Below are 18,807 nucleotides of genomic sequence, written 5' to 3'. Positions count from 1 at the left end.
CGTTCAGGGGGCGTTACGCCGACAGGCGCGCCTCCCATGCATCAAGGGTTTCGGCCCATGCCGCGGGTACTTTGGCGACCTGATCACGGGCTTTATCTACGTCGCCCTGTTTGCAGTCCTGTTCGATGGTGGCGAGCAGCGCGTGCATACGCTCTGCGCCGAACATGCCGCACAACCCGGCAAGGTCGTGGGTCTTGCGTTGCAGATCGTCGCGGTCCTCGGCAGAGGCAAGGGGCGGCAATTGCCCCTCTACCCGTTGCCGCAGATTGCCAATGCGATCGGCAAGCTTTTCAGGACCAAGCAGTTCAAACAATTCGTTCACCTGATTGGCGTTCAACACCGGATGCTGCGGCTCGGCGTGCGTCGCTTCAGTCGCATCAGAGGCACCCTCAGCGGCGGGCATCACAAGCTCGCTTAGCGCGGTTTTCAGACGGCGCGTGTTGATGGGTTTTTGCAGAAAGCCGGTCATCCCGCCCGCGGTAAATGCCGCGCGTTCGTTGGGCAGGGCGTGGGCGGTCACAGCCATGATCGGGGTATCGGCATTGGGCCCGCCCCCTTGAAGGATCACCTGCGTGGCCTGTAGCCCGCTCATCCCCGGCATCGAAATATCCATCAGGATCGCGTCAAACCTCTGTTCGGCCGCACGATCGATGCCTTCGGGGCCGCTGCTGGCAAGGGTGACCTCGTGACCCAGACGGCCCAGCATCGCCTTAAGCAGATCGCGGTTGATCTCGTTATCGTCGACAACCAGCAGGTTCATCGCGGGGGTGTCTTCGGTATCAAGCTGCGGTTGGGCGACGGGCTGCGGGGCTTCTGTCTGCACGAAGTCTGCTGGCAGTCGCACGATAAACCGCGCGCCTTTGCCAACCTCGGAGACGCAGGTGATCGTGCCGCCCAGACGGTGCACCAGCCGCCGCACGATGCCCAGCCCCAGACCGGTGCCCCCTGTGCGCCGTTCGTAGCGGCTGTCGAGCGATACGTAATCCTCGAAAATCCGCTTGAGGTCATCGGGCGGGATACCGGGGCCATTGTCTGCCACTTCGATATGCAGCATCGGCGCATTGGCCGGTTCCATGTCATAGGTCGCGCTAAGCACAATATCGTCGTCGGGGCTGAATTTTATCGCGTTGCTGATGAGGTTGACCAGAATCTGCTGCACCGCGCGCGGGTCTGTCAGGATGGGTGTGTCGGTCAGCCCGTCCTGATCCAGATGCAGCCGCGTGTCCGATGTCTTGGCCAGTGGCGTCATGGTGTTGACCATGCCGGCGGTCAGCGCGACCATATCACTGGCTTGCAACTCGTTGTCGTTGGTTTCGGCCTCGCTGCGTTCGATGGCTAGCACGTCGTCGATATGGCCCAGTAGGATGTCACCGGATTTCAATGCGGCTTCGACGTATTTGCGCTGTTCGGCGTCCAGCTTGTCGTCGTGCAGCAAGTGGATGGCAGAGAGGATGCCGTTCAGCGGCGTGCGCATCTCGTGGCTCATCATCGCGAAGAAACGCGATTTTTCCTGATAGGCATCCAGTGCCTCGTCGCGGGCGCGGATGATCTCTTGCTCTTTTTGCAGTTTGTCGGTGATGTCGCGGATATAGGTGACGAAAACCGGCGCGTCGTTTGACCGCGCCAGCGACACGGAAAGTTCGACAGGGAAAATGCGGCCGGTGCCGTCGATCATCTCTGTCTCGTGACGGCCGGTTTCGGCCAGCCGCGTTTTGCCCGTTGCGTTGAAATGGGCGAGGTTATCCCGTTGGCGATGGCGCAGTTTAGGGGGGACCAGCAGTTCGATGTAGCTGCGCCCAAGCGCATGATCGCGCGAGATGCTAAAGACCTCTTCGGCAGAGCCGTTGAAATCGATAATCTCGCCATCTACCGACAGCACCATTACCGCATCAAGCGAGGCGCGTAGCATGGTCGCCAGTTGCGAGTGGTTGCGTTCGACCTCGCGCGAGGCACGGTTGAGCGTGATCGTCTGGCGCGACAGCCGGAGGATCGCCCCCAGTAGCGCAATGGTCACGGTCACCACGATCACCAGCAAGATCTCGATCAGCTGCGCGATCTCTTTGCGCTCGGCCTCCGCCGCTTTGGCGGCAAAGGAGATGGAGGCAAGCCCGATGTTGCGCGGCATATCCTCGACCGTGGCCAGCGCTTCCGATAGGGCGGGCACACCGGCGGCGAGCGCCTCATTGCTGCCGTCGATCAGGGGGATCTGTGTGTCCAGAACCGCTTGTATCTTCTGGATTTCCCGGCTTAGGTCGCCGCTTTGCTGTACGCGTTCGGCGACTTCGGTGCGGCTGTAGAAGATGTCGAACCGTTTGCGCAGGTTCGCCAGATCATTTTCGGCACCTGACCGCGCCTGTTCAACGGCACCATCCAGTTTGAGAAAGTCGATTTCAAGCTGCGAGAACACCCATTCGGCATGATCCTGCTGCGCGCTGCCAAGGGCGCGCACGCGGTCCCAGACGTTGAACGCCAGGTAACCGGCAAGCAGGATGCCGACCATCAGCGCCAGGGCAAGAATATATCTTACCCTGTTGCGCTGTGGGCCGTCCTGCATCAAATCGGCCATGGTAAACATGCCTTGCGGTTACTTGATCGCCAGCCGGTTCAACTGCCAGATAGAACGGCTATAGATCGTTTCTGTCTGGTACTTTACGTCGCTGTCATAGGGATAGACAATCCATAGCGGACCTTTCCCGCGGCGCGACATCTCTTTGTCGTTGTTGGCATAGGCGATGATCGGCCCGTCGGACACCGCATCCTCCATCGGGATTTCGACCGCATAGTCGTTGATCGCGGTTGCTTCGATCATACCTTCGGACACGTCCAGCGTGTCCATCAGATCCTTGAGCGATACGCCCTGAAAGGTCTGCGCGCCTTCGGTCCAGATGGTTTCGGTCTCGAAGCTGGACGACGGCAGTTCTTTCAGCTGCTCCATCGTATAGGTGTGTTCCATGTCGCCTGTCGTGACGGTCAGAACGGCGTCTTCTTGTGCACTCACAGCAGTGGCCAATGCGGCACCGCACAGTGCGGCGGTGATTGTCTTGGTGAAAGCTTGAAACGTCATAACTCGGTATCCTTCCCCTGTGTTTGTACATCAACCTTAGGTTAACGCCGTTTGGAGAGCGACTGAGATTAAGGGTATTCTTACTATACGAAGGTATAGCCGTCAAAAATTCGACACAGTTATCCTATCCTCATGTGTGCTATTATTCGCCCATAAGTTGGTCTACGACTACTTAAGCAGCATTGAGGTGGTGGCGAGGGAAGGAAAGAACTTATGGCATTACGGATACTGATTGCGGACGATCACGATATGGTCCGCGAAACGATTGCAATGTTTCTGGACGCCGATGGCGGGACAGAGACGGTTGCAGCAAGCGACCTGCCCGAAGCGATGGCCAAGATAGAGGCAGAGGGGCCGTTTGATCTGGTACTGCTCGACTATACGATGCCCGGCATGAAGGGGCTTGAGGCGCTGCCTAAGGTCATGAAAGCCAACGAAGAAAAGCCTGTCGGTCTGATTTCGGGCACGGCAACGCGGTTGATCGCGGAACAGGCGCTGGCCATGGGCGCGATCGGTTTCCTGCCCAAGACGCTGCCTGCGAAATCACTGGTCAACGCGGTCCGCTTTATGGCCGCGGGCGAGATTTACGCGCCCGTCAACTTTATGTCTGGCAAGGACGATCCCGAAGAAACCGACTTTGAAAAGGCCCTGTCAGAGCGGGAGCGTCAGGTTCTGCGCGGCTTGATGGAGGCGAAATCGAACAAGGAAATCGCCCGCGACCTAGAGTTGCAAGAGGTCACGATCAAGCTGCACGTCAAAACGCTGTGCCGCAAGCTGGACGCCCGCAACCGCACCGACGCCGCAATGATCGCACGCAGTGCGGGGTTTATCTGATCGGGGTAAACAGCGCGTCGTCCAGCGTGCAATCCTTGATCACGTCGCGCCCGCAAGGCACCGGCTCCAGCGTTTTTGACAGGCATAGACGCACTTCTTGAATGTAGCCTCTTTTGCAGGTGACAGTGACGCCATCGGCCTCCATCGTCGGGTTTGCTTTCAGAAACGCTTCCTCCACCACCGAGGCGGGCAGTCGGATGTCGCCTGTGACCTTGCGAAAGACCGCGGGGCGGGTCACGGCATCATAGGCCTGACGCGACAGATCGAAATATCCGGTGGCGGGCAGGCCGGTACAGCTGCCGTGTTTCTTCCATTGATGCCACGCCAGACCGGGCGTCCCCATAATGTCAGCCATGGCGGCGGTCATGCCACGGGTGGGGGGCCGTTCGGCGGTGCGGCAGTAGGAGGGGAACCCCCGATGCAGCTGCGGCCAAAGCCCGTGCATGATCCAGCCGTGATCGTGGCGCGCGTCGCATTGCGCGGAATCGCGCGCATCGCCTTCCAGCGCGCACCAGTTGGGCGACCAGCTGAGCGCCAGCACGTAATAGTCGAATTCCCCTGCAATTTCGCCCTTGGCCGCCGCGGGGCGGGGCATCGGGGCCAGCAACAGACACAGGCACAGGATCAGCAATCGCATTGGGGTCTTTCCTTATTTTGCCGGTCCGAGTATAAGGCGTTCAAGTTCCCCCACAATGGAAACCGTTCTGCCCCGCAGGACAGCCTATTTCAGGCGACGGGGAAAGTGCGTTTTAAGGAGAGACCGACATGGCAAAACCGATTATGGCCCGCGCTACTGCCGTATGGCTGGTGGACAACACAACCTTGAGCTTCAAACAGATCGCGGATTTCGTGGAAATGCACGAGCTTGAAGTGCAGGGCATCGCGGATGGTGACGTGGCGCAAGGTGTGAAGGGCTTTGACCCGATTGCCAACAACCAGCTGACCGAAGAAGAGATCGAAAAAGGGCAGGCGAACCCGCTGCACAAGCTCAAGCTCAAGTTCAACGCGTCTGCTCAAGGCGAAGAGAAACGTCGCGGCCCGCGCTATACGCCGCTGTCCAAACGTCAGGACCGCCCCGCGTCGATCTACTGGCTGGTCAAGTTCCACCCCGAACTCTCCGACGGTCAGGTCAGCAAGCTGGTCGGCACCACCAAGCCAACCATTCAGGCGATCCGCGAGCGGACGCACTGGAACATTGCGAACATCCAACCGATCGATCCCGTGGCTTTGGGCCTGTGCAAACAGTCCGAACTGGACGCCGCCGTCCAGAAAGCCGCTGCCAAGAAAGCCGCCGAAGGTGGCTTGATGACCGATGACGAACGCCGCCGTTTGGTCAGCACCGAACAATCGCTTGGCATGGATACGGAACCGAAGATGCCGACCTCTATCGAAGGTCTGGAAACGTTCACCCTGTCCGGCAACCCTGCGGATGACGAAGAAAAAGACCACGGCGACTATTCTGACGCCGACAGTTTCTTCAAGCTGCCCGAGGGCGGTTCCGACACGGATGAAGACGAGGACAAGTAATTCGGTTCCGCCCTTCTGGCGGCTTCGGAACAAATCCGCTTAACCTTGTGTTGAGCTAGGGGTGCAGGGCAACCGCTCTGCGCCCCTTTTTTTGACGTAGGGGGCATGCATGCTGGCGACGATACTACTCGGTCTGTTTTGGGGCGTTGTCGCACTCGTTGCTGCGATCAGCGTGCTTCCCTTTAGCAAGATACCGCATGGCGCGATCCGGGGGATGGCATTCCCCCGTGAGCAGCTGTTTGTGTTGACCGTGGCGCTGGCTGCCGTGGCGCTGGTGTTTCTTGAACCTGACCATCGCAACCCGGCGCTGGCGATCCTCGCTGTGATTGCGGCGATCCACACGGGCTACATCCTGAAATTCACGCCGCTCTGGCCGCGCCAATCCGTGGATGCGACCAAGGCACAGGCCGCTGACGCGGAAAACCGTGTCACCATCCTTGCGTCAAACGTGAAACAATCCAATCGGCAATATCAGCGTCTGATTGACCTGATCCGCACCGAAGACCCCGATATCGCCGCCGCGCTTGAGGTGGACCCGGACTGGGTCGACGCGCTTTATGACGCGCTGAAAGACCAGTACCCGCATTGGGTGAAAGTGCCCAAGGATAACTCCTATGGCGTGGTCATGATGTCCAAGATGGAGCCGTCAGAGACGCAGGTGCGGGACCTGCTGGTCGATGATGTGCCGTCGATCCGGACCAAGGTCGCGATGCCGTCAGGGCGGATGTGGCGTTTGTATATCGTGCACCCCGAACCCCCCGTGCCCTATCACGACACCAAAGGCCGCGACGGAGAGATCGCGTTGGTCGGCATCGAAGCCAGCAAGGACGATCTGCCCGCGATCGTGACAGGTGATCTGAACGACGTTGCCTGGTCCACCACCACCCGCCGGTTTCAGCGGCTGTCGGGGCTGCTTGATCCACGGGTCGGACGTGGCTTCTATAACACGTTTCACGCGGGTATTGCCGTCATGCGCTGGCCGCTTGATCATCTGTTCCATGATGCAGAGTTCCGCCTGATCCGTATGTCGCGCTTGCCCAATATCGGGTCCGACCACTTCCCGATCCTGTTCTCGCTTGCCCTGACAGGGGAGCCACAGTCAAATTCCACGCCCGAACAAAGCGACGCCGAAGAGCGCGCCGAGGTGCGGGAAATGGCAGCTGAGGAACGCGAAAAGGACCGCGAAGCCATCGGCACGGATTGGGAAAAATAGCCCCGATCCGTCACCGCTCACCGGTACGCAGCGCTTTGCGTGCCTCCTTGAAAAACGAATTGTCGTATCAAGTATTTTGCCACTTGCGCGAATCTGAAAACAGCGTAAATGCGCGCTTACAGACGCCAACGCACGCGCCTCTGGCCGGTCCGTCTGTCCGCGGATTGACCCCGCGCCTATGCAGCGACGGTAACGTCTCTTGAAACGACATGTTAGGGTACTCCCGCCCTTCCTTGCTCTTTGGAGATGACCATGAACGCCACAGCTACCGCCACCGTGAACACATCCGCAGCATCGAACTATGACGAAGCGGCTGATTACATCTGGAACAACAGCTTCGACAAACCGACTCTCGTCGTCAGCCGCGCCCGTGTGGGTGTACAATACGACGCGCTGCAAGCCGGTCTGGGCGATGCGCGAATCCACTATGCGGTAAAGGCGAACCCCGCCCCCGAGATCATTCGTATGCTGGTCGAACGCGGCTCCGGCTTTGATGCGGCGTCGCGTCAGGAGATCGAGCTGTGTCTGTCCCAAGGGGCGGATCCTGCGAAAATCTCTTTCGGCAACACCATCAAACGCGGCGTTGATATCGCCTTTGCCCATTCTATCGGGGTGACCATGTTCGCCGCCGACTGCGAGGCAGAGCTCGACAAAATCGCAGAGCACGCCCCCGGCGCGCGCGTCTATATCCGTCTGATCGTCGAGAATTCCATGGCGGACTGGCCGCTGACCCGCAAGTTCGGCTGCGCGGGCTCGCTGCTGCCAAGCCTGCTGGAGTACACCAAATCCGTGGGTCTCGTGCCTTATGGTCTGTCGTTTCACGTCGGTTCGCAAACCCGTCGCGCCGAATACTGGCATCCCGTTCTGGATCAGGTCGCTCCGCTATGGCACGCCGCGAAAGAAGCAGGGCACGACCTGCAACTGCTGAACATCGGCGGCGGTTTTCCTGCCTATCACGGTGATCCGGTGGATGCGCCGCGCGGCTATGCCGCCGCAGTCGTTGCCGCTGTCAAAGAACGCTTTGGCGAGATTCCGGTCCTGATGGCAGAGCCGGGCCGCGGCATGGTCGCAGAGGCAGGGCATATCGCGGCTGAAGTGTTGCTGGTGTCGCGCAAATCGGCAGAGGCGGCGCGCCGTTGGGTCTATCTGGATATCGGGCGTTTTTCCGGTCTGGCCGAAACCGAGGGCGAGGCGATCCGCTATCAGTTCGTGACCCCGCATGACGGCAAGCCCGTCGGCCCCTGTGTGCTTGCTGGCCCATCTTGTGACAGTGCCGATGTGCTTTATGAAAAAAATCCGGTTGACCTTCCACTTGACCTAAGGGACGGTGACAAAGTCATGATCAAGAACTGCGGCGCTTACACAAGCTCGTACAGTTCGGTCGGCTTTAACGGGTTTCCGCCGCTTGATGTATTGGTCCTGTAAGAGGATCATCAACGTCGCGCGGGAAGGGCCGTCTGCTTTGGGAGGAGCAGGCGGCCCATCTATTTTCAGCTCTACGGTTTGACGCGGGGGTTTTACCCGCGGTTTGTGCCGTTTTTACGGGAAACTCTTGACTTCCGCGGCCCCAAACGGTGTACCTGCCCCGAACAATTCTAGCCCTCGAAAGGGACCCGTCATGCACGCATATCGCAGCCATACATGCGCCGATCTGAGCAAGGAAAACGTTGGCGACAAGGTTCGCCTGTCCGGGTGGGTGCACCGTGTGCGCGACCACGGTGGTATCCTGTTTATCGACCTGCGCGACCATTACGGCATGACCCAAGTGCTATGCGACCCTGATTCCCCCGTCTTTGCCGAGGTGGAAAAGGTGCGGTCCGAATGGTGTATCCGCATCGATGGCGAGGTAAAGGCCCGCGACGCCGATCTGGTCAACACCAAGATCCCCACCGGCGAGATCGAAGTTTTCGTGCGCGACATCGAAGTGCTTGGCCCATCGAAAGAACTGCCTTTGCAGGTCTTTGGCGATCAGGAATACCCCGAGGAAACCCGCCTGCGCTATCGCTACCTCGATCTGCGTCGCGAAAAAATGCAGGACAACATGGTGCTGCGGTCCGACGTTGTGTCATCGATCCGCAAGCGCATGTGGGACCAGAACTTCAAAGAATTCCAGACGCCGATCATCACCGCGTCTTCCCCCGAAGGCGCGCGCGACTTCCTCGTGCCGTCGCGTCTGCACCCGGGCAAGTTCTACGCTTTGCCGCAGGCCCCGCAGCAGTTCAAACAGCTGCTGATGGTGTCCGGCTTTGACAAGTATTTCCAGATCGCGCCCTGTTTCCGCGACGAAGACCCGCGCGCTGACCGGTCGCCCACCGATTTCTACCAGCTCGACCTCGAGATGTCCTTTGTCGAACAGCAAGACGTGTTCGACACCATCCAGCCCGTGCTGACCGGCATTTTCGAAGAATTCGGCGGCGGCAAGGCTGTGGATCAGGAATGGCCGCAAATCTCTTATAAAGACGCGGCGCTGTGGTATGGCTCTGACAAGCCCGACCTGCGTAACCCGATCAAGATGCAGGTCGTGTCCGACCATTTCCGCGACTCCGGCTTTGCGATCTTCGCGAAACTGCTGGAACAGGAAGGCACCGAAATCCGCGCCATTCCCGCGCCCACTGGCGGCAGCCGCAAGTTCTGCGACCGCATGAACGCCTTTGCGCAAAAAGAAGGGCTGCCCGGCATGGGCTATATCTTCTGGCGCGAGAAAACCGCCGACAGCGTGGCACAGGAGCTGGGCATCACGGTGAAAGAAGCCCAAGCCAAGCTGAAAGCCGGTGAGGTCGAAGGTGGCATGGAAGCAGCGGGCCCGCTGGCCAAGAACATCGGGCCAGAGCGTACCGAGGCGATCCGCCAGCAATTGGGTCTGGACGTGGGCGATGCGGCGTTCTTCCTTGGCGGCAAGCCCAAGTCCTTCGAAGGTGTCGCGGGCCGTGCCCGTAACGTTATCGGTGCCGAATTGGGGCTGACGGACGAAAACCGTTTCGCCTTTGCCTGGATCGTTGATTTCCCGATCTACGAGAAAGACGAAGAAACCGGCAAAATCGACTTTGAACACAATCCGTTCTCTATGCCACAGGGCGGGATGGACGCGCTGATGGGCGACCCGCTTGAAGTGCTTGGCTATCAGTATGACCTTGCGTGCAACGGCTACGAACTGGTGTCCGGTGCCATCCGGAACCACAAGCCAGAGATCATGTTCAAGGCGTTCGAGATCGCAGGCTATGGCAAGGACGAAGTCGAAAAACGCTTTGGCGGCATGGTGAACGCGTTCCAATACGGTGCCCCGCCCCACGGTGGTTGCGCCGCCGGTATCGACCGGATTGTCATGTTGCTGGCGGAAGAGGCGAACATCCGCGAGGTGATCCTCTTCCCGATGAACCAGCGCGCCGAAGACCTGATGATGAACGCACCAAGCGAGCCACAGTCGGATCAGTTGATGGAGCTGGGTCTGCGGGTCATCCCGCAGGACTAAGCCCTGCAACATACCCATAGAAAAGCCCGTCTTTGATATGCCAAAGGCGGGCTTTTTCGTTTGAACGCGATGGAACCGCGTTGGTGTCGGGGTGGTGGTCTATGTCATGCCGGCCTGCGCCCAAAGGTCAGAAACCGGCGTGCGCAACCTCTACCACGGTCTGCGCGCCAAAGTCGCGCGCATGGGCAAAAGCCAGTGCCACGATCGCCACACCCACCACATTCGCCGCAAAGACGGTCCAGTCGAAACTGGTTTCCTTGGCGTAGATGCGGCGCAGTTTGGTGAACATGATGTGCCCCTTGGGATGGGTGACGTGGGTGGCTTGGTGGTTGCGGATGGCATCAGCCTCGCAGGCGTTTGTGGCAAAAACAGGACTTTTCTGCGCTCCAGTTTGGGTGATGTCATATGACATTCGGGTCTTGGCGCTGACAGCGCTTAGCCTTAACGTAAGCGCATGAAACAAGATGACCAGCCCCCCGGCCCACTTGGTGCCCCTGTTGCAGTTTTTTCCGTCCCGCCGCGCCCGCCGCGGACGGTGATGACGGGCCGTTACGCCCAGCTTGAACCGCTCAACGCCGAGGCCCACGCCGCCCTGCTGTTCCGCGCCTTTGAAGGGCAGGATCAGCTTTGGCATTATATGTATGACGGGCCGTTCTCATCCTCTGCCCAGTTTCACCGCTGGGTGCGCGAGGTCGAGACCAAAGACGACCCGCTCTTCTATGCGATCAAGAACCTAGAGACTGGGCATATCGAAGGGGTGGCAAGCTATCTGCGCATCGCGCCAGAGGCCGGATCGATAGAGGTCGGGTCAATCACCTTTGGGCCCGCGTTGCAGCGCACGCGGGCGGCGACGGATGCCATGTATCTGATGATGAAATGGGCATTCGAGGCGGGATACCGTCGGTATGAATGGAAGTGTAACGCGCTGAACATGCCGTCGCGCCGTGCCGCGCAACGCTTGGGCTTCAGCTACGAAGGCATCTTCCGGCAGGCGGCTGTCGTTAAAGGGCGCAACCGCGATACGGCATGGTTTGCGGCGATTGACGCCGAATGGCCGGGCCTGCGCGAAGCCTTCGAGGCGTGGCTTTCCCCTGCAAACTTTGACGCAGAGGGTAAGCAGCGCGAACGGTTGGGCGATCTGACCAGCCTCGTGCGGGTGTCCAGTGACCCGCTGACGTGACCCGCGACTAGATCGCGATTTGCCGCATCAGCCGTTGGCGCAAGACCGACCGGATCACCCGTTGTTCTTCGATAGCAGGCAGGCCCAAGGTGCTGCGTGCTGCCAGCGCTGTCGCCGCCTGCTCCAGTGCTGCGTCCCGCGCGCTGCGCGCCACGCCTGTCAGAAACTGCGCGACATATTCCAGCGTCTGAGGCGTACAGGGGCCGGACAGAACGTCATCCATATGCGCCATGTCATCCTGCAACGCGATAGTGTCGGGCGTGATCGTTTCATCGGCAAGCACGGACAGTCCCAGCGGACGGTGATGCTGGGGCAGGGCGGCCAGCACGACCTGTTGAAACTGTGACAAAGACTGCAACGGTTTGCTCATGAAACGGTCTGCCCCTGCGGCCAACGCATCCGCCGCCAGATGGGTCTCCCCCGAAATCGCCAGTAACGCATCCACGCGGGGCTGCGATTGTGCCAGTTCCGCAATCAGATCAATGCCGTTTCCGTCTGGTAGCCCCAGATCGGCAATCACGATCGACGGGCGGTAGACCTGCAAATGCCGCCGCGCCGCGCGCAGGCTGTCGGCCCGTCTGATCCGCGCGCCAGAGCGGAGACAGAGCAGGCGCATCGCCTCGCAGGCAAAGCGGCTGTCTTCGATCACCAGAACGGTAAGGCCCAAAAGCGGGCGGTCGGCCGTGGGGGCGGGCAGGCTTTGGGCCTGATGTTCAAGCGTATCCATGATTCCTCCGTTATGCTTTGTGGGTGACCTATGGTTAGGCGCGCTTCGCTAATACGGTGTTAACGTGACGCATTGCTCTTGCGGCAGCGACAGCCCATAAACCGGGTCAAATGTTGATTTGAGGGAGAAGAATGATGATCGGTCGCCTAAACCACGTAGCCATCGCCGTGCCGGACCTTGAGGCCGCTGCGGATCAATACCGCAACGCTTTGGGTGCGAATGTCGGTCCTGCGCAGGATGAACCCGACCACGGCGTCACCGTGATCTTTATCGAACTGCCCAATACCAAGATCGAACTGCTTTACCCGCTGGGGGACGATAGCCCGATCAACGGTTTTCTGGAAAAGAACCCCGCCGGTGGCATCCACCACATCTGCTATGAAGTCGAAGACATCATCGCGGCGCGGGATCGCCTGAAGGAAAGCGGCGCGCGTGTTCTGGGGAACGGAGAGCCCAAGATCGGTGCCCACGGCAAGCCGGTGATTTTCCTGCACCCCAAAGACTTTAACGGCGCGCTGGTCGAGCTGGAGCAGGTGTAACCATGGCCGTCATGTCAGGTATCGTTCTGTTCACCGTGATCTGGTCGATGGTCTTTATGATCCTGCTGCCAGTACGGGTGCAGACCCAGGGGGATCTGGGCCAGATCGTCGAGGGCACCCACGCGGGGGCCCCCGAACATCACCACCTAAAAAAGAAAGCGCTGTGGACGACCGCTGTGTCGATCGTGCTTTGGGCGATCATCGCGGGGATCATCCTGTCGGGCTGGTTCACCGTGGCGGATGTGGAGCAGTGGCTCCACGGGGCGCCGACGCCAATTGGTGGAACAAATGGGTAAAGGTCGCCGCCGCTAGGATCGGAATCACCAGATTCAGCAGCGGCACCGACAAGGGAATCGCCATCAACACGCCGGCGGCCCAGATTGTAAGGCCGTGTTTCCCGCGCAGACGCTTTGCCTCGGTCCGGCCCACCCGCCGGATCGCGGCAAGAGTGAAATACTCGCGCCCCAGCAAGAAACCGTTCACGCTCCAGAAGATCAGGGGCGCGAAGGGGGCAAACATCAGGTACGGCACCAGCGCCACGACGTTCACACCGATCAACACCCCCATGAAGTTCACCGTGTCGCGCAGCGCATCGCCAAAGGGCACGGGCGTGGCGGGGGGCAGATGGGGGTAGTGTTCGGCCTCTACCGCGTCGGCCACATCATCCAGAAACATCGACGTGATGGCCGAGGCGACGGGCACCATCAGGAACACCGACAGCACCATCAACAGCAGCGCTGCCCCCCAGCTGAACAGATCGTCAAGCCACGAGACCTCGCCCAGAACGGGCAGCCAGTTGTCCTCTCCGGTCAGCCAGTCGATCAGCCAGACAAAGCCCGCAGACGCACCGACCAGCAGCAGCAATGCCAATCCGACACCCAGCAGCAGCACGCGGCGAAAGCTTGGATCGCCAACCTGTCCAACGGCCAGCCCGAAGGCGCGAAAAATCTGTGCTATTGCCATGTGGTGATCGCCGTGATGTCGGGGCGCCCGCGCTCTGGCGGGGCGGAGGTTTCGGTGCCGATATGGATGATGCCGGCGATGCGTTCATGCTCCGCGAGGTCGAAAGCCTCGGTCATGAAGGCGCGGTCGTGGCTGACCCAACCGCTCAGCCAGTTCGCGCCCCAGCCAGAGGCGAGCGCTGCATTGACCAGCGACAGGCAGACCCCGCCCACGGCATAGGTCTGTTCCAACGGCGGGATCTTGGGCGAGGGTTTCTGCACCTCGACCACAACAACCGCCAGATCGCCCTGATCGAATTGCCCGCGGCCCTTCTGGATCTGCTCGGGGTCGAGCGCCAGGGCGGTGCCGCGTGCCTCGGCGATGTCGGCCAGACGCGCCATCGCGGGCTTTTCGATCACGATAAAACGCCACGGCTCCAGCATCCCGTGATCCGGCACCCGCGAGGCCACGGTCAACAGCTCGGTCAGCGTGTCGCGGTCGGGGACCGGTGTGGTCAGGGTCTTGGCGGGGCGCGAACGGCGGGTTTGCAGGAAATGCAGCGCGTCGGGATTGGGTGTTGGCATCGGGGTCTCTCTTATAGGTTCAGCTCTTGCGCCATGTCGTCAATGGACGCGCGCAGGAAAGCGTCGAATGCGGGGCTTGGCTGGCGAATGCGAAAGTTCTTCGCATGGGGATCTGGCGCTGTGATGTCACTGTCTGCGAGGGCTGCAATGGTGGCGTGGCCACAGAAGGGAACATAGGCCTCTGAATAGCCGCCTTCATGGACGAGCACCAGCTTGCCGCCGCAAAGTTTTTGCGCCGCGGCTTTGATCCGCTGTGTCATCTCGGCAAAGGTTTCCGCTGTGGCCTGCATGCGCGCCAGCGGGTCCACGATAGAAGCATCGAAACCGCAGGCGACGATGATCATATCGGGTTGATACGCGTCGAGCGCGGGGATCACGACGCGGTCGAGCGCGTGCAGATAGGCCGTATGCCCCGACCCCGCGTGCATCGGTAGGTTGATATTATAGCCTTCACCGGCACCGTTCCCCCGATCCGCCAGCGCACCGGTATCAAGCGGGTAGTTCCCTTCTTGATGGAGCGAGATCGTCAGCACGTCGTCGCGGTCATAAAAGATCGCCTCGGTGCCATTGCCGTGGTGCACATCCCAGTCCAGCACGGCAACGCGGCGCACCAGTCCCTTGGCCTTTGCTGCCTCGATCGCGATGGCGATATTGGCGAGCAGGCAGAAGCCGTTGGGGAAATCAGGCAGCGCATGGTGCCCCGGTGGACGGCTGAGCGCATAGGCATTGTCGAGGTCACCTTGGGCGACGGCCTCTACCGCGGCGATGGAGAGGCCCGCGGACAGCGCTGCAATCTCGAACCCGCCGGCGGCGAAGGGGGTGCGCAACCCCAGCTCTCCACCGCCCGCGTCTGAAAGGCGTTTGAAGTCGTCGAGATAGGCAGCCGGATGGACGCGCAGCAGATCGTCGCGGGTGGCAGGTGCTGCGCTGCGCAGGTCGAGCTCGGCCATCAGGCCGGTGACCTCCATCAGATTGCGCAGGCGGCGTTTGGTCTCGGGGTTTTCCGGCAGGCCGCCCGCCGCCAGCGGCTGCACCAAGCCTCCCACGGGCATGGTAAAGGCATAGTTGCCACCTGCGTGCCAAAAGCAGCGTTCATCCATGAAAAAACCGGTGGTCATCTTCTATCCCCTTCGTGGTTCGGGCGAAGGCTGGCAAAACGCTAAAGGATTGTCCATGGGGGCAAGGCCCGCAGCCGGGGTGCTGCGGGGGGACCTGTGGAGTGAGTATTTGGGAAAGGGTGAAGGGGCGGGCTGGTTTAGCCTACCATGCCCACAATCTCGTAGGTTTTCTTGAGGATCGGCGCGGTGATCTCGCGCGCTTGGGTCGCGCCGTGGGCCAGAATGCGGTCGATCTCTGCCTCGTCGGCCATCAGCTCTGCCATGCGGGTGCTGATCGGGGCCATTTTGGCGACGGCGAGTTCAGCCAGTTTGGGTTTGAAGGTGCCGAACTGCTGGCCGCCCACATCGGCCAGAACCTGTTCAACGGTCTGGTCGTTCAGCGCGGCGAAGATATTTACCAGATTGCGCGCCTCTGGCCGGTCCTTGAGGCCGTCCACTTCGGAGGGGAGCGCATCGGCGTCGGTCTTGGCCTTGCGGATTTTCTTGGCGATGGTGTCGGCATTGTCGGTCAGGTTGATACGGCTGGCATCGGAAGGGTCGGATTTCGACATCTTCTTGGACCCGTCGCGCAGGGACATGACGCGGGTCGCAGCCCCTTCGATCACCGGTTCGGTCAACGGGAAGAAATCGACGCCGTAGTCATGGTTGAACTTGGCCGCGATGTCGCGGGTCAGTTCAAGGTGCTGTTTCTGGTCCTCGCCCACGGGCACATGGGTCGCGTGATAGATCAGGATGTCGGCGGCCATCAGCGCGGGATAGGCAAAGAGCCCCAGCGAGGCAGCTTCGGCGTTCTTGCCGGCCTTGTCCTTCCACTGGGTCATGCGGCCCATCCAGCCCATGCGCGCCACGCAGTTAAAGACCCAGGCCAGTTGCGCGTGTTCGGGCACCTGGCTTTGGTTGATCAGGATGGATTTATCGGGGTCGATGCCCGACGCGATAAAACCGGCACAAAGCTCGCGCGTGCTGCGCTTGAGGTCCGCAGGGTCCTGCCAGACGGTGATCGCGTGCAGATCGACCATGCAGTAGATCGACTGTACCCCCTTGTCCTGCGCATCGGCGAAACGTTTGAGCGCGCCCAGGTAGTTTCCAAGATGCAAATCGCCCGACGGCTGGATGCCGGAAAACACACGCGGGGTGAAAGAGGTGTCGGTCATTGGATGCTCCGATAAGGCTGGAAACTACGGCCAGATGGGCTTACCCATGCGCACCATGCCCGTCAAGGAGGCCCTATGGAAGACCCAGATTTTCACCCCCCCGTGAACCCGATGCCCGCAACCGTCACGCTGCTTTTTCTGGCGCTGGCGGGGATAGAGGTCGTGCTGTCGCTGGCCGAGGCCGGGATCATCGGCGGCCCTGCAGCCGTGGGCTGGCGTCTGGCCTTGATCCGCGACTACGGGTTCTCGGGCGATGTCTTTGACTGGATGGTCGCGAATATGCAATTCCCCCTGCGCGAGCTGTCGCGGGGGGTGAGCTATAGTTTCATCCATCTGGGGTTCACCCATGCGATCTTTGCCTGCGTGCTGTTGCTGGCGCTTGGCAAGATGGTGGCCGAGGCGATGGGGCAGGTGGCGTTTCTGGCGATCTTCTTTGTGTCGGGCATTTTCGGCGCGGTGGTCTATGCGCTGGTGCTGGATGATCCGGTCTGGCTGGTCGGTGCCTACCCGTCGGTCTATGGGCTGATCGGCGGCTATTCCTTTGTCATGTGGCGCAAGCTGGCGGGGCAAGGAGAACAGCAGTACCGCGCGTTTTCCCTGATTGCCGTGCTGATGGGGTTGCAGCTGATCTGGGGCGTGTTCTTTGACGCGGGCACCCAGTGGGTGGCGGAGCTTTTGGGCTTTGCCTGTGGTTTCGCGCTGAGCTTTGTTTTTGCGCCGGGCGAATGGAGCAGGCTGCGGGAGCGTATTCGGCATCGGTGAGGCTTGCAGGCGGGACAGGCAGACGTGACAGGCAGGGGGCCAGCCCCCTGACCCCCGGGATTTAATGCCATTTGGAAGCGGGTCGGGTTAGCCGCGTTTTAGGGCGCGTTTGAATTCGGCCAGTTTGAACGCACCGATGAGCTGGCCGGTGCCGAAGTAGCTGACGGCCGCCAGGGCAATGAGGATCACCAGGGCGACCCCGCGCCACCAGGGTTCGGCGAGCAGGGGTTGCAGGGCCAGGTTGCCGATCCAGAGCGCTCCGCCCATGACTGCCGCCGCTGCCATGATGCGCCAGATGCGTTTGTGAAAACGCGCATCGAATTTCGCGGCCAACCCGAAGCCACGTGCGCCATAGGCCAGCAAGGCAAACATCGCCCATCCCGCCAGTGTCGTCGCGATGGCAGGGGCAATCCAGCCGATCACGGGGCTGAGGCCGACGGCCAGTACCACGTTCACCACCATTGCCACCACGGCAAAGTAGAACGGGCGGCGGGTGTCTTCACGCGCGTAGTAAAGCGGTTGCAGGATCTTTTGCAGCACGAAGGCCGGCAGGCCGAGCCCGTAGATCGCCACGGCAATGGCAATGGCCGCGGCGTCATCCGTGGTTGTGGCCCCGCGTTGGAACAGCACCGTGGCCAGCGTGAAGGGGATCACCATCAACGCAACCGCCGAGGGGATGGTCAGCGCCAGTGACACCTCGGCGGCGCGGCTGATCTGGGTGTGCGATCCCTGTTCGTCTCCGGCCTTGAGCCGTCGTGACAGGTCGGGCAGCAGCACCACGCCAATCGCGATCCCCACCACGCCCAAGGGCAGTTGGTAGAGGCGGTCTGCGTAATTGAGCCAAGCCACGGCCCCTTCGTAGAAGCTGGCGACCTGACGGCCTACCAGCAGGTTGATCTGCATGACCCCGCCCGCCAGGGCCGCAGGGGCGGCGATGATGGCGAGGCGTTTCAGCTCGGGCGTCAGGCGGGGGCGACGGCCGAAGGTCAGTGTGAAGCCTGCGCGTTTCGCGGCCCACCAGACCAGCGCCAGTTGCGCGATCCCCGCCAGCGGGACAGACAGCGCCAGCGTGTCGCCGATCTGTAGGCCAAGCGCCTTGTCGATGCCCATGCCGATCGCCTCTGATCCGTCGCGGCCGAGGGCGGCTCCGATAAGGACGGCGAGGATGAAGATGACGTTCAGCACCACAGGGGCTGCCGCCGCCGCCATGAAGCGGCCGGTGGCGTTCAGCACGCCCGATACAAGGGCGGCGAGGGAGATGAACAGGATATAGGGGAAGGCCAGACGCCCGTATTCGACCGCCAGATCGAACCGTTCGTCCCCCGCAAAGCCCGAGGCCATCAGCAGCACCAGCCCCGGCATCGCGACGATCCCGATGATGGTGAACAGCGTCAGGATGAACGCCATACCGACAAAAGCATCCTGCGCGAATTTTTCCGGATCATCGCCGCTTTCGAGCTTTTTCGAGAACATCGGCACAAAGGCCATGTTGAACGCCCCCTCGGCAAAGAAGCGGCGGAACATGTTGGGCAGGGAAAAGGCGACCAGAAACGCTTCGGCTGCGGGGCCAGAGCCAAGGTAGCCCGCGATCATCACATCGCGCACGAACCCCATGACCCTGCTGAGGAGGGTCCAGATCCCGACGGTGAAGAAGCCGGACATAAGGCGGATAGGTTTCATGGTGGTGCTGCCCC

At 60.9% G+C, this 18,807-nt stretch carries 19 protein-coding genes; 9 read left to right on the top strand and 10 right to left on the bottom strand.

The genetic code is table 11. The annotated features are described in order from the left end of the window. Positions 1-13 precede the first annotated feature (13 nt). Positions 14-2,566 carry a hybrid sensor histidine kinase/response regulator gene (locus B4F27_RS07605; protein WP_286759319.1) on the bottom strand — a complete coding sequence of 851 codons (2,553 nt, stop codon included), beginning with the start codon at positions 2,564-2,566 and terminating at the stop codon, positions 14-16. A gap of 18 nt (positions 2,567-2,584) precedes the next feature. Next, positions 2,585-3,064, bottom strand: coding sequence for a molybdopterin-dependent oxidoreductase (locus B4F27_RS07600; protein WP_074636074.1), 480 nt, complete (start codon positions 3,062-3,064; stop codon positions 2,585-2,587). A 213-nt stretch (positions 3,065-3,277) separates the two neighbouring features. Between B4F27_RS07600 and B4F27_RS07595 the strand changes: the two genes are divergently transcribed. Next, positions 3,278-3,898 (top strand): response regulator, encoded by a 621-nt coding sequence (locus B4F27_RS07595; RefSeq protein ID WP_005851242.1) that lies wholly within the window; start codon positions 3,278-3,280, stop codon positions 3,896-3,898. Here the strand turns inward: B4F27_RS07595 and B4F27_RS07590 are convergent. Further along, positions 3,891-4,535 (bottom strand): ribonuclease T2, encoded by a 645-nt coding sequence (locus tag B4F27_RS07590; protein WP_286759318.1) that lies wholly within the window; start codon positions 4,533-4,535, stop codon positions 3,891-3,893. The two genes, B4F27_RS07595 and B4F27_RS07590, sit on opposite strands and share 8 nt — an antisense overlap. Positions 4,536-4,663: 128 nt before the next feature. On the opposite strand from B4F27_RS07590, the gene B4F27_RS07585 reads away from it, so the two are divergent. The 4 genes from B4F27_RS07585 to aspS all read left to right on the top strand — a co-directional run bounded on the left by B4F27_RS07585 (position 4,664) and on the right by aspS (position 10,107). Continuing rightward, on the top strand, positions 4,664-5,425 hold the full coding sequence (locus B4F27_RS07585) for a DUF1013 domain-containing protein (RefSeq protein WP_037943117.1): 762 nt from the start codon (positions 4,664-4,666) through the stop codon (positions 5,423-5,425). A 109-nt stretch (positions 5,426-5,534) separates the two neighbouring features. Further along, the gene (locus B4F27_RS07580; RefSeq protein WP_286759317.1) at positions 5,535-6,638 is read left to right on the top strand and encodes an endonuclease/exonuclease/phosphatase family protein; all 1,104 of its coding nucleotides are present in this window, start codon (positions 5,535-5,537) and stop codon (positions 6,636-6,638) included. Positions 6,639-6,884: 246 nt separating this feature from the next. Further along, on the top strand, positions 6,885-8,063 hold the full coding sequence (locus tag B4F27_RS07575) for a type III PLP-dependent enzyme (protein WP_005851249.1): 1,179 nt from the start codon (positions 6,885-6,887) through the stop codon (positions 8,061-8,063). Positions 8,064-8,256: 193 nt separating this feature from the next. Next, entirely contained in the window at positions 8,257-10,107 is a 1,851-nt protein-coding gene (gene aspS, locus B4F27_RS07570; protein WP_286759316.1) for an aspartate--tRNA ligase, read from the top strand. A gap of 127 nt (positions 10,108-10,234) precedes the next feature. On the opposite strand, the gene B4F27_RS07565 is transcribed toward aspS, so the two are convergent. Next, positions 10,235-10,396, bottom strand: coding sequence for a hypothetical protein (locus tag B4F27_RS07565; RefSeq protein WP_260004746.1), 162 nt, complete (start codon positions 10,394-10,396; stop codon positions 10,235-10,237). A 165-nt stretch (positions 10,397-10,561) separates the two neighbouring features. On the opposite strand from B4F27_RS07565, the gene B4F27_RS07560 reads away from it, so the two are divergent. Next, the gene (locus tag B4F27_RS07560; protein ID WP_286759315.1) at positions 10,562-11,287 is read left to right on the top strand and encodes a GNAT family N-acetyltransferase; all 726 of its coding nucleotides are present in this window, start codon (positions 10,562-10,564) and stop codon (positions 11,285-11,287) included. A gap of 7 nt (positions 11,288-11,294) precedes the next feature. Here B4F27_RS07560 and B4F27_RS07555 read toward each other — a convergent pair whose 3' ends face one another. After that, a complete protein-coding gene (locus tag B4F27_RS07555; protein WP_184583278.1) occupies positions 11,295-12,014 on the bottom strand; it encodes a response regulator in 720 nt (239 codons plus the stop codon). Positions 12,015-12,148: 134 nt separating this feature from the next. On the opposite strand from B4F27_RS07555, the gene mce reads away from it, so the two are divergent. Continuing rightward, positions 12,149-12,553, top strand: coding sequence for a methylmalonyl-CoA epimerase (gene mce / locus B4F27_RS07550; RefSeq protein WP_005851258.1), 405 nt, complete (start codon positions 12,149-12,151; stop codon positions 12,551-12,553). Positions 12,554-12,555: 2 nt separating this feature from the next. After that, positions 12,556-12,849 carry a DUF1467 family protein gene (locus B4F27_RS07545; RefSeq protein WP_005851259.1) on the top strand — a complete coding sequence of 98 codons (294 nt, stop codon included), beginning with the start codon at positions 12,556-12,558 and terminating at the stop codon, positions 12,847-12,849. Here the strand turns inward: B4F27_RS07545 and B4F27_RS07540 are convergent. From B4F27_RS07540 to trpS, 4 genes are all read right to left on the bottom strand, one after another. Then, a complete protein-coding gene (locus tag B4F27_RS07540; RefSeq protein WP_286759314.1) occupies positions 12,782-13,516 on the bottom strand; it encodes an EI24 domain-containing protein in 735 nt (244 codons plus the stop codon). The two genes, B4F27_RS07545 and B4F27_RS07540, sit on opposite strands and share 68 nt — an antisense overlap. Continuing rightward, positions 13,507-14,079 carry a nitroreductase family protein gene (locus tag B4F27_RS07535; RefSeq protein WP_286759313.1) on the bottom strand — a complete coding sequence of 191 codons (573 nt, stop codon included), beginning with the start codon at positions 14,077-14,079 and terminating at the stop codon, positions 13,507-13,509. The genes B4F27_RS07540 and B4F27_RS07535 overlap by 10 nt, the downstream gene beginning before the upstream one ends. Positions 14,080-14,090: 11 nt before the next feature. Continuing rightward, a complete protein-coding gene (locus tag B4F27_RS07530) occupies positions 14,091-15,197 on the bottom strand; it encodes a class II histone deacetylase (RefSeq protein ID WP_286759312.1) in 1,107 nt (368 codons plus the stop codon). 137 nt (positions 15,198-15,334) lie between these two features. Continuing rightward, positions 15,335-16,351: a tryptophan--tRNA ligase gene (gene trpS, locus B4F27_RS07525; protein ID WP_064216346.1), complete on the bottom strand. Its 1,017-nt coding sequence runs from the start codon at positions 16,349-16,351 to the stop codon at positions 15,335-15,337. A gap of 75 nt (positions 16,352-16,426) precedes the next feature. On the opposite strand from trpS, the gene B4F27_RS07520 reads away from it, so the two are divergent. Next, positions 16,427-17,113 carry a rhomboid family intramembrane serine protease gene (locus tag B4F27_RS07520; protein ID WP_074636057.1) on the top strand — a complete coding sequence of 229 codons (687 nt, stop codon included), beginning with the start codon at positions 16,427-16,429 and terminating at the stop codon, positions 17,111-17,113. Positions 17,114-17,200: 87 nt separating this feature from the next. Here the strand turns inward: B4F27_RS07520 and murJ are convergent, their stop codons facing one another. Beyond that, complete coding sequence (gene murJ, locus B4F27_RS07515) at positions 17,201-18,793, bottom strand: murein biosynthesis integral membrane protein MurJ (RefSeq protein ID WP_074636055.1); 1,593 nt, start codon at positions 18,791-18,793, stop codon at positions 17,201-17,203. Positions 18,794-18,807 lie beyond the last annotated feature (14 nt).

It is taken from the genome of Sulfitobacter sp. UBA1132 (assembly GCF_002311545.1).
GTDB classification, from domain to species: Bacteria; Pseudomonadota; Alphaproteobacteria; order Rhodobacterales; family Rhodobacteraceae; genus Sulfitobacter; species Sulfitobacter pontiacus.
Note: the sequence above shows the minus strand (reverse complement) of the source record. Positions and strands in the feature narration are given on the sequence as shown.

Excerpts from the sequence above, each read along its gene's own strand:
- B4F27_RS07605 (WP_286759319.1), bottom strand. The coding sequence starts at position 2,566 with ATGGCCGATTTGATGCAGGACGGCCCACAGCGCAACAGGGTAAGATAT.
- B4F27_RS07600 (WP_074636074.1), bottom strand. The coding sequence starts at position 3,064 with ATGACGTTTCAAGCTTTCACCAAGACAATCACCGCCGCACTGTGCGGT.
- B4F27_RS07595 (WP_005851242.1), top strand. The coding sequence starts at position 3,278 with ATGGCATTACGGATACTGATTGCGGACGATCACGATATGGTCCGCGAA.
- B4F27_RS07590 (WP_286759318.1), bottom strand. The coding sequence starts at position 4,535 with ATGCGATTGCTGATCCTGTGCCTGTGTCTGTTGCTGGCCCCGATGCCC.
- B4F27_RS07585 (WP_037943117.1), top strand. The coding sequence starts at position 4,664 with ATGGCAAAACCGATTATGGCCCGCGCTACTGCCGTATGGCTGGTGGAC.
- B4F27_RS07580 (WP_286759317.1), top strand. The coding sequence starts at position 5,535 with ATGCTGGCGACGATACTACTCGGTCTGTTTTGGGGCGTTGTCGCACTC.
- B4F27_RS07575 (WP_005851249.1), top strand. The coding sequence starts at position 6,885 with ATGACCATGAACGCCACAGCTACCGCCACCGTGAACACATCCGCAGCA.
- aspS (WP_286759316.1), top strand. The coding sequence starts at position 8,257 with ATGCACGCATATCGCAGCCATACATGCGCCGATCTGAGCAAGGAAAAC.
- B4F27_RS07565 (WP_260004746.1), bottom strand. The coding sequence starts at position 10,396 with ATGTTCACCAAACTGCGCCGCATCTACGCCAAGGAAACCAGTTTCGAC.
- B4F27_RS07560 (WP_286759315.1), top strand. The coding sequence starts at position 10,562 with ATGAAACAAGATGACCAGCCCCCCGGCCCACTTGGTGCCCCTGTTGCA.
- B4F27_RS07555 (WP_184583278.1), bottom strand. The coding sequence starts at position 12,014 with ATGGATACGCTTGAACATCAGGCCCAAAGCCTGCCCGCCCCCACGGCC.
- mce (WP_005851258.1), top strand. The coding sequence starts at position 12,149 with ATGATCGGTCGCCTAAACCACGTAGCCATCGCCGTGCCGGACCTTGAG.
- B4F27_RS07545 (WP_005851259.1), top strand. The coding sequence starts at position 12,556 with ATGGCCGTCATGTCAGGTATCGTTCTGTTCACCGTGATCTGGTCGATG.
- B4F27_RS07540 (WP_286759314.1), bottom strand. The coding sequence starts at position 13,516 with ATGGCAATAGCACAGATTTTTCGCGCCTTCGGGCTGGCCGTTGGACAG.
- B4F27_RS07535 (WP_286759313.1), bottom strand. The coding sequence starts at position 14,079 with ATGCCAACACCCAATCCCGACGCGCTGCATTTCCTGCAAACCCGCCGT.
- B4F27_RS07530 (WP_286759312.1), bottom strand. The coding sequence starts at position 15,197 with ATGACCACCGGTTTTTTCATGGATGAACGCTGCTTTTGGCACGCAGGT.
- trpS (WP_064216346.1), bottom strand. The coding sequence starts at position 16,351 with ATGACCGACACCTCTTTCACCCCGCGTGTGTTTTCCGGCATCCAGCCG.
- B4F27_RS07520 (WP_074636057.1), top strand. The coding sequence starts at position 16,427 with ATGGAAGACCCAGATTTTCACCCCCCCGTGAACCCGATGCCCGCAACC.
- murJ (WP_074636055.1), bottom strand. The coding sequence starts at position 18,793 with ATGAAACCTATCCGCCTTATGTCCGGCTTCTTCACCGTCGGGATCTGG.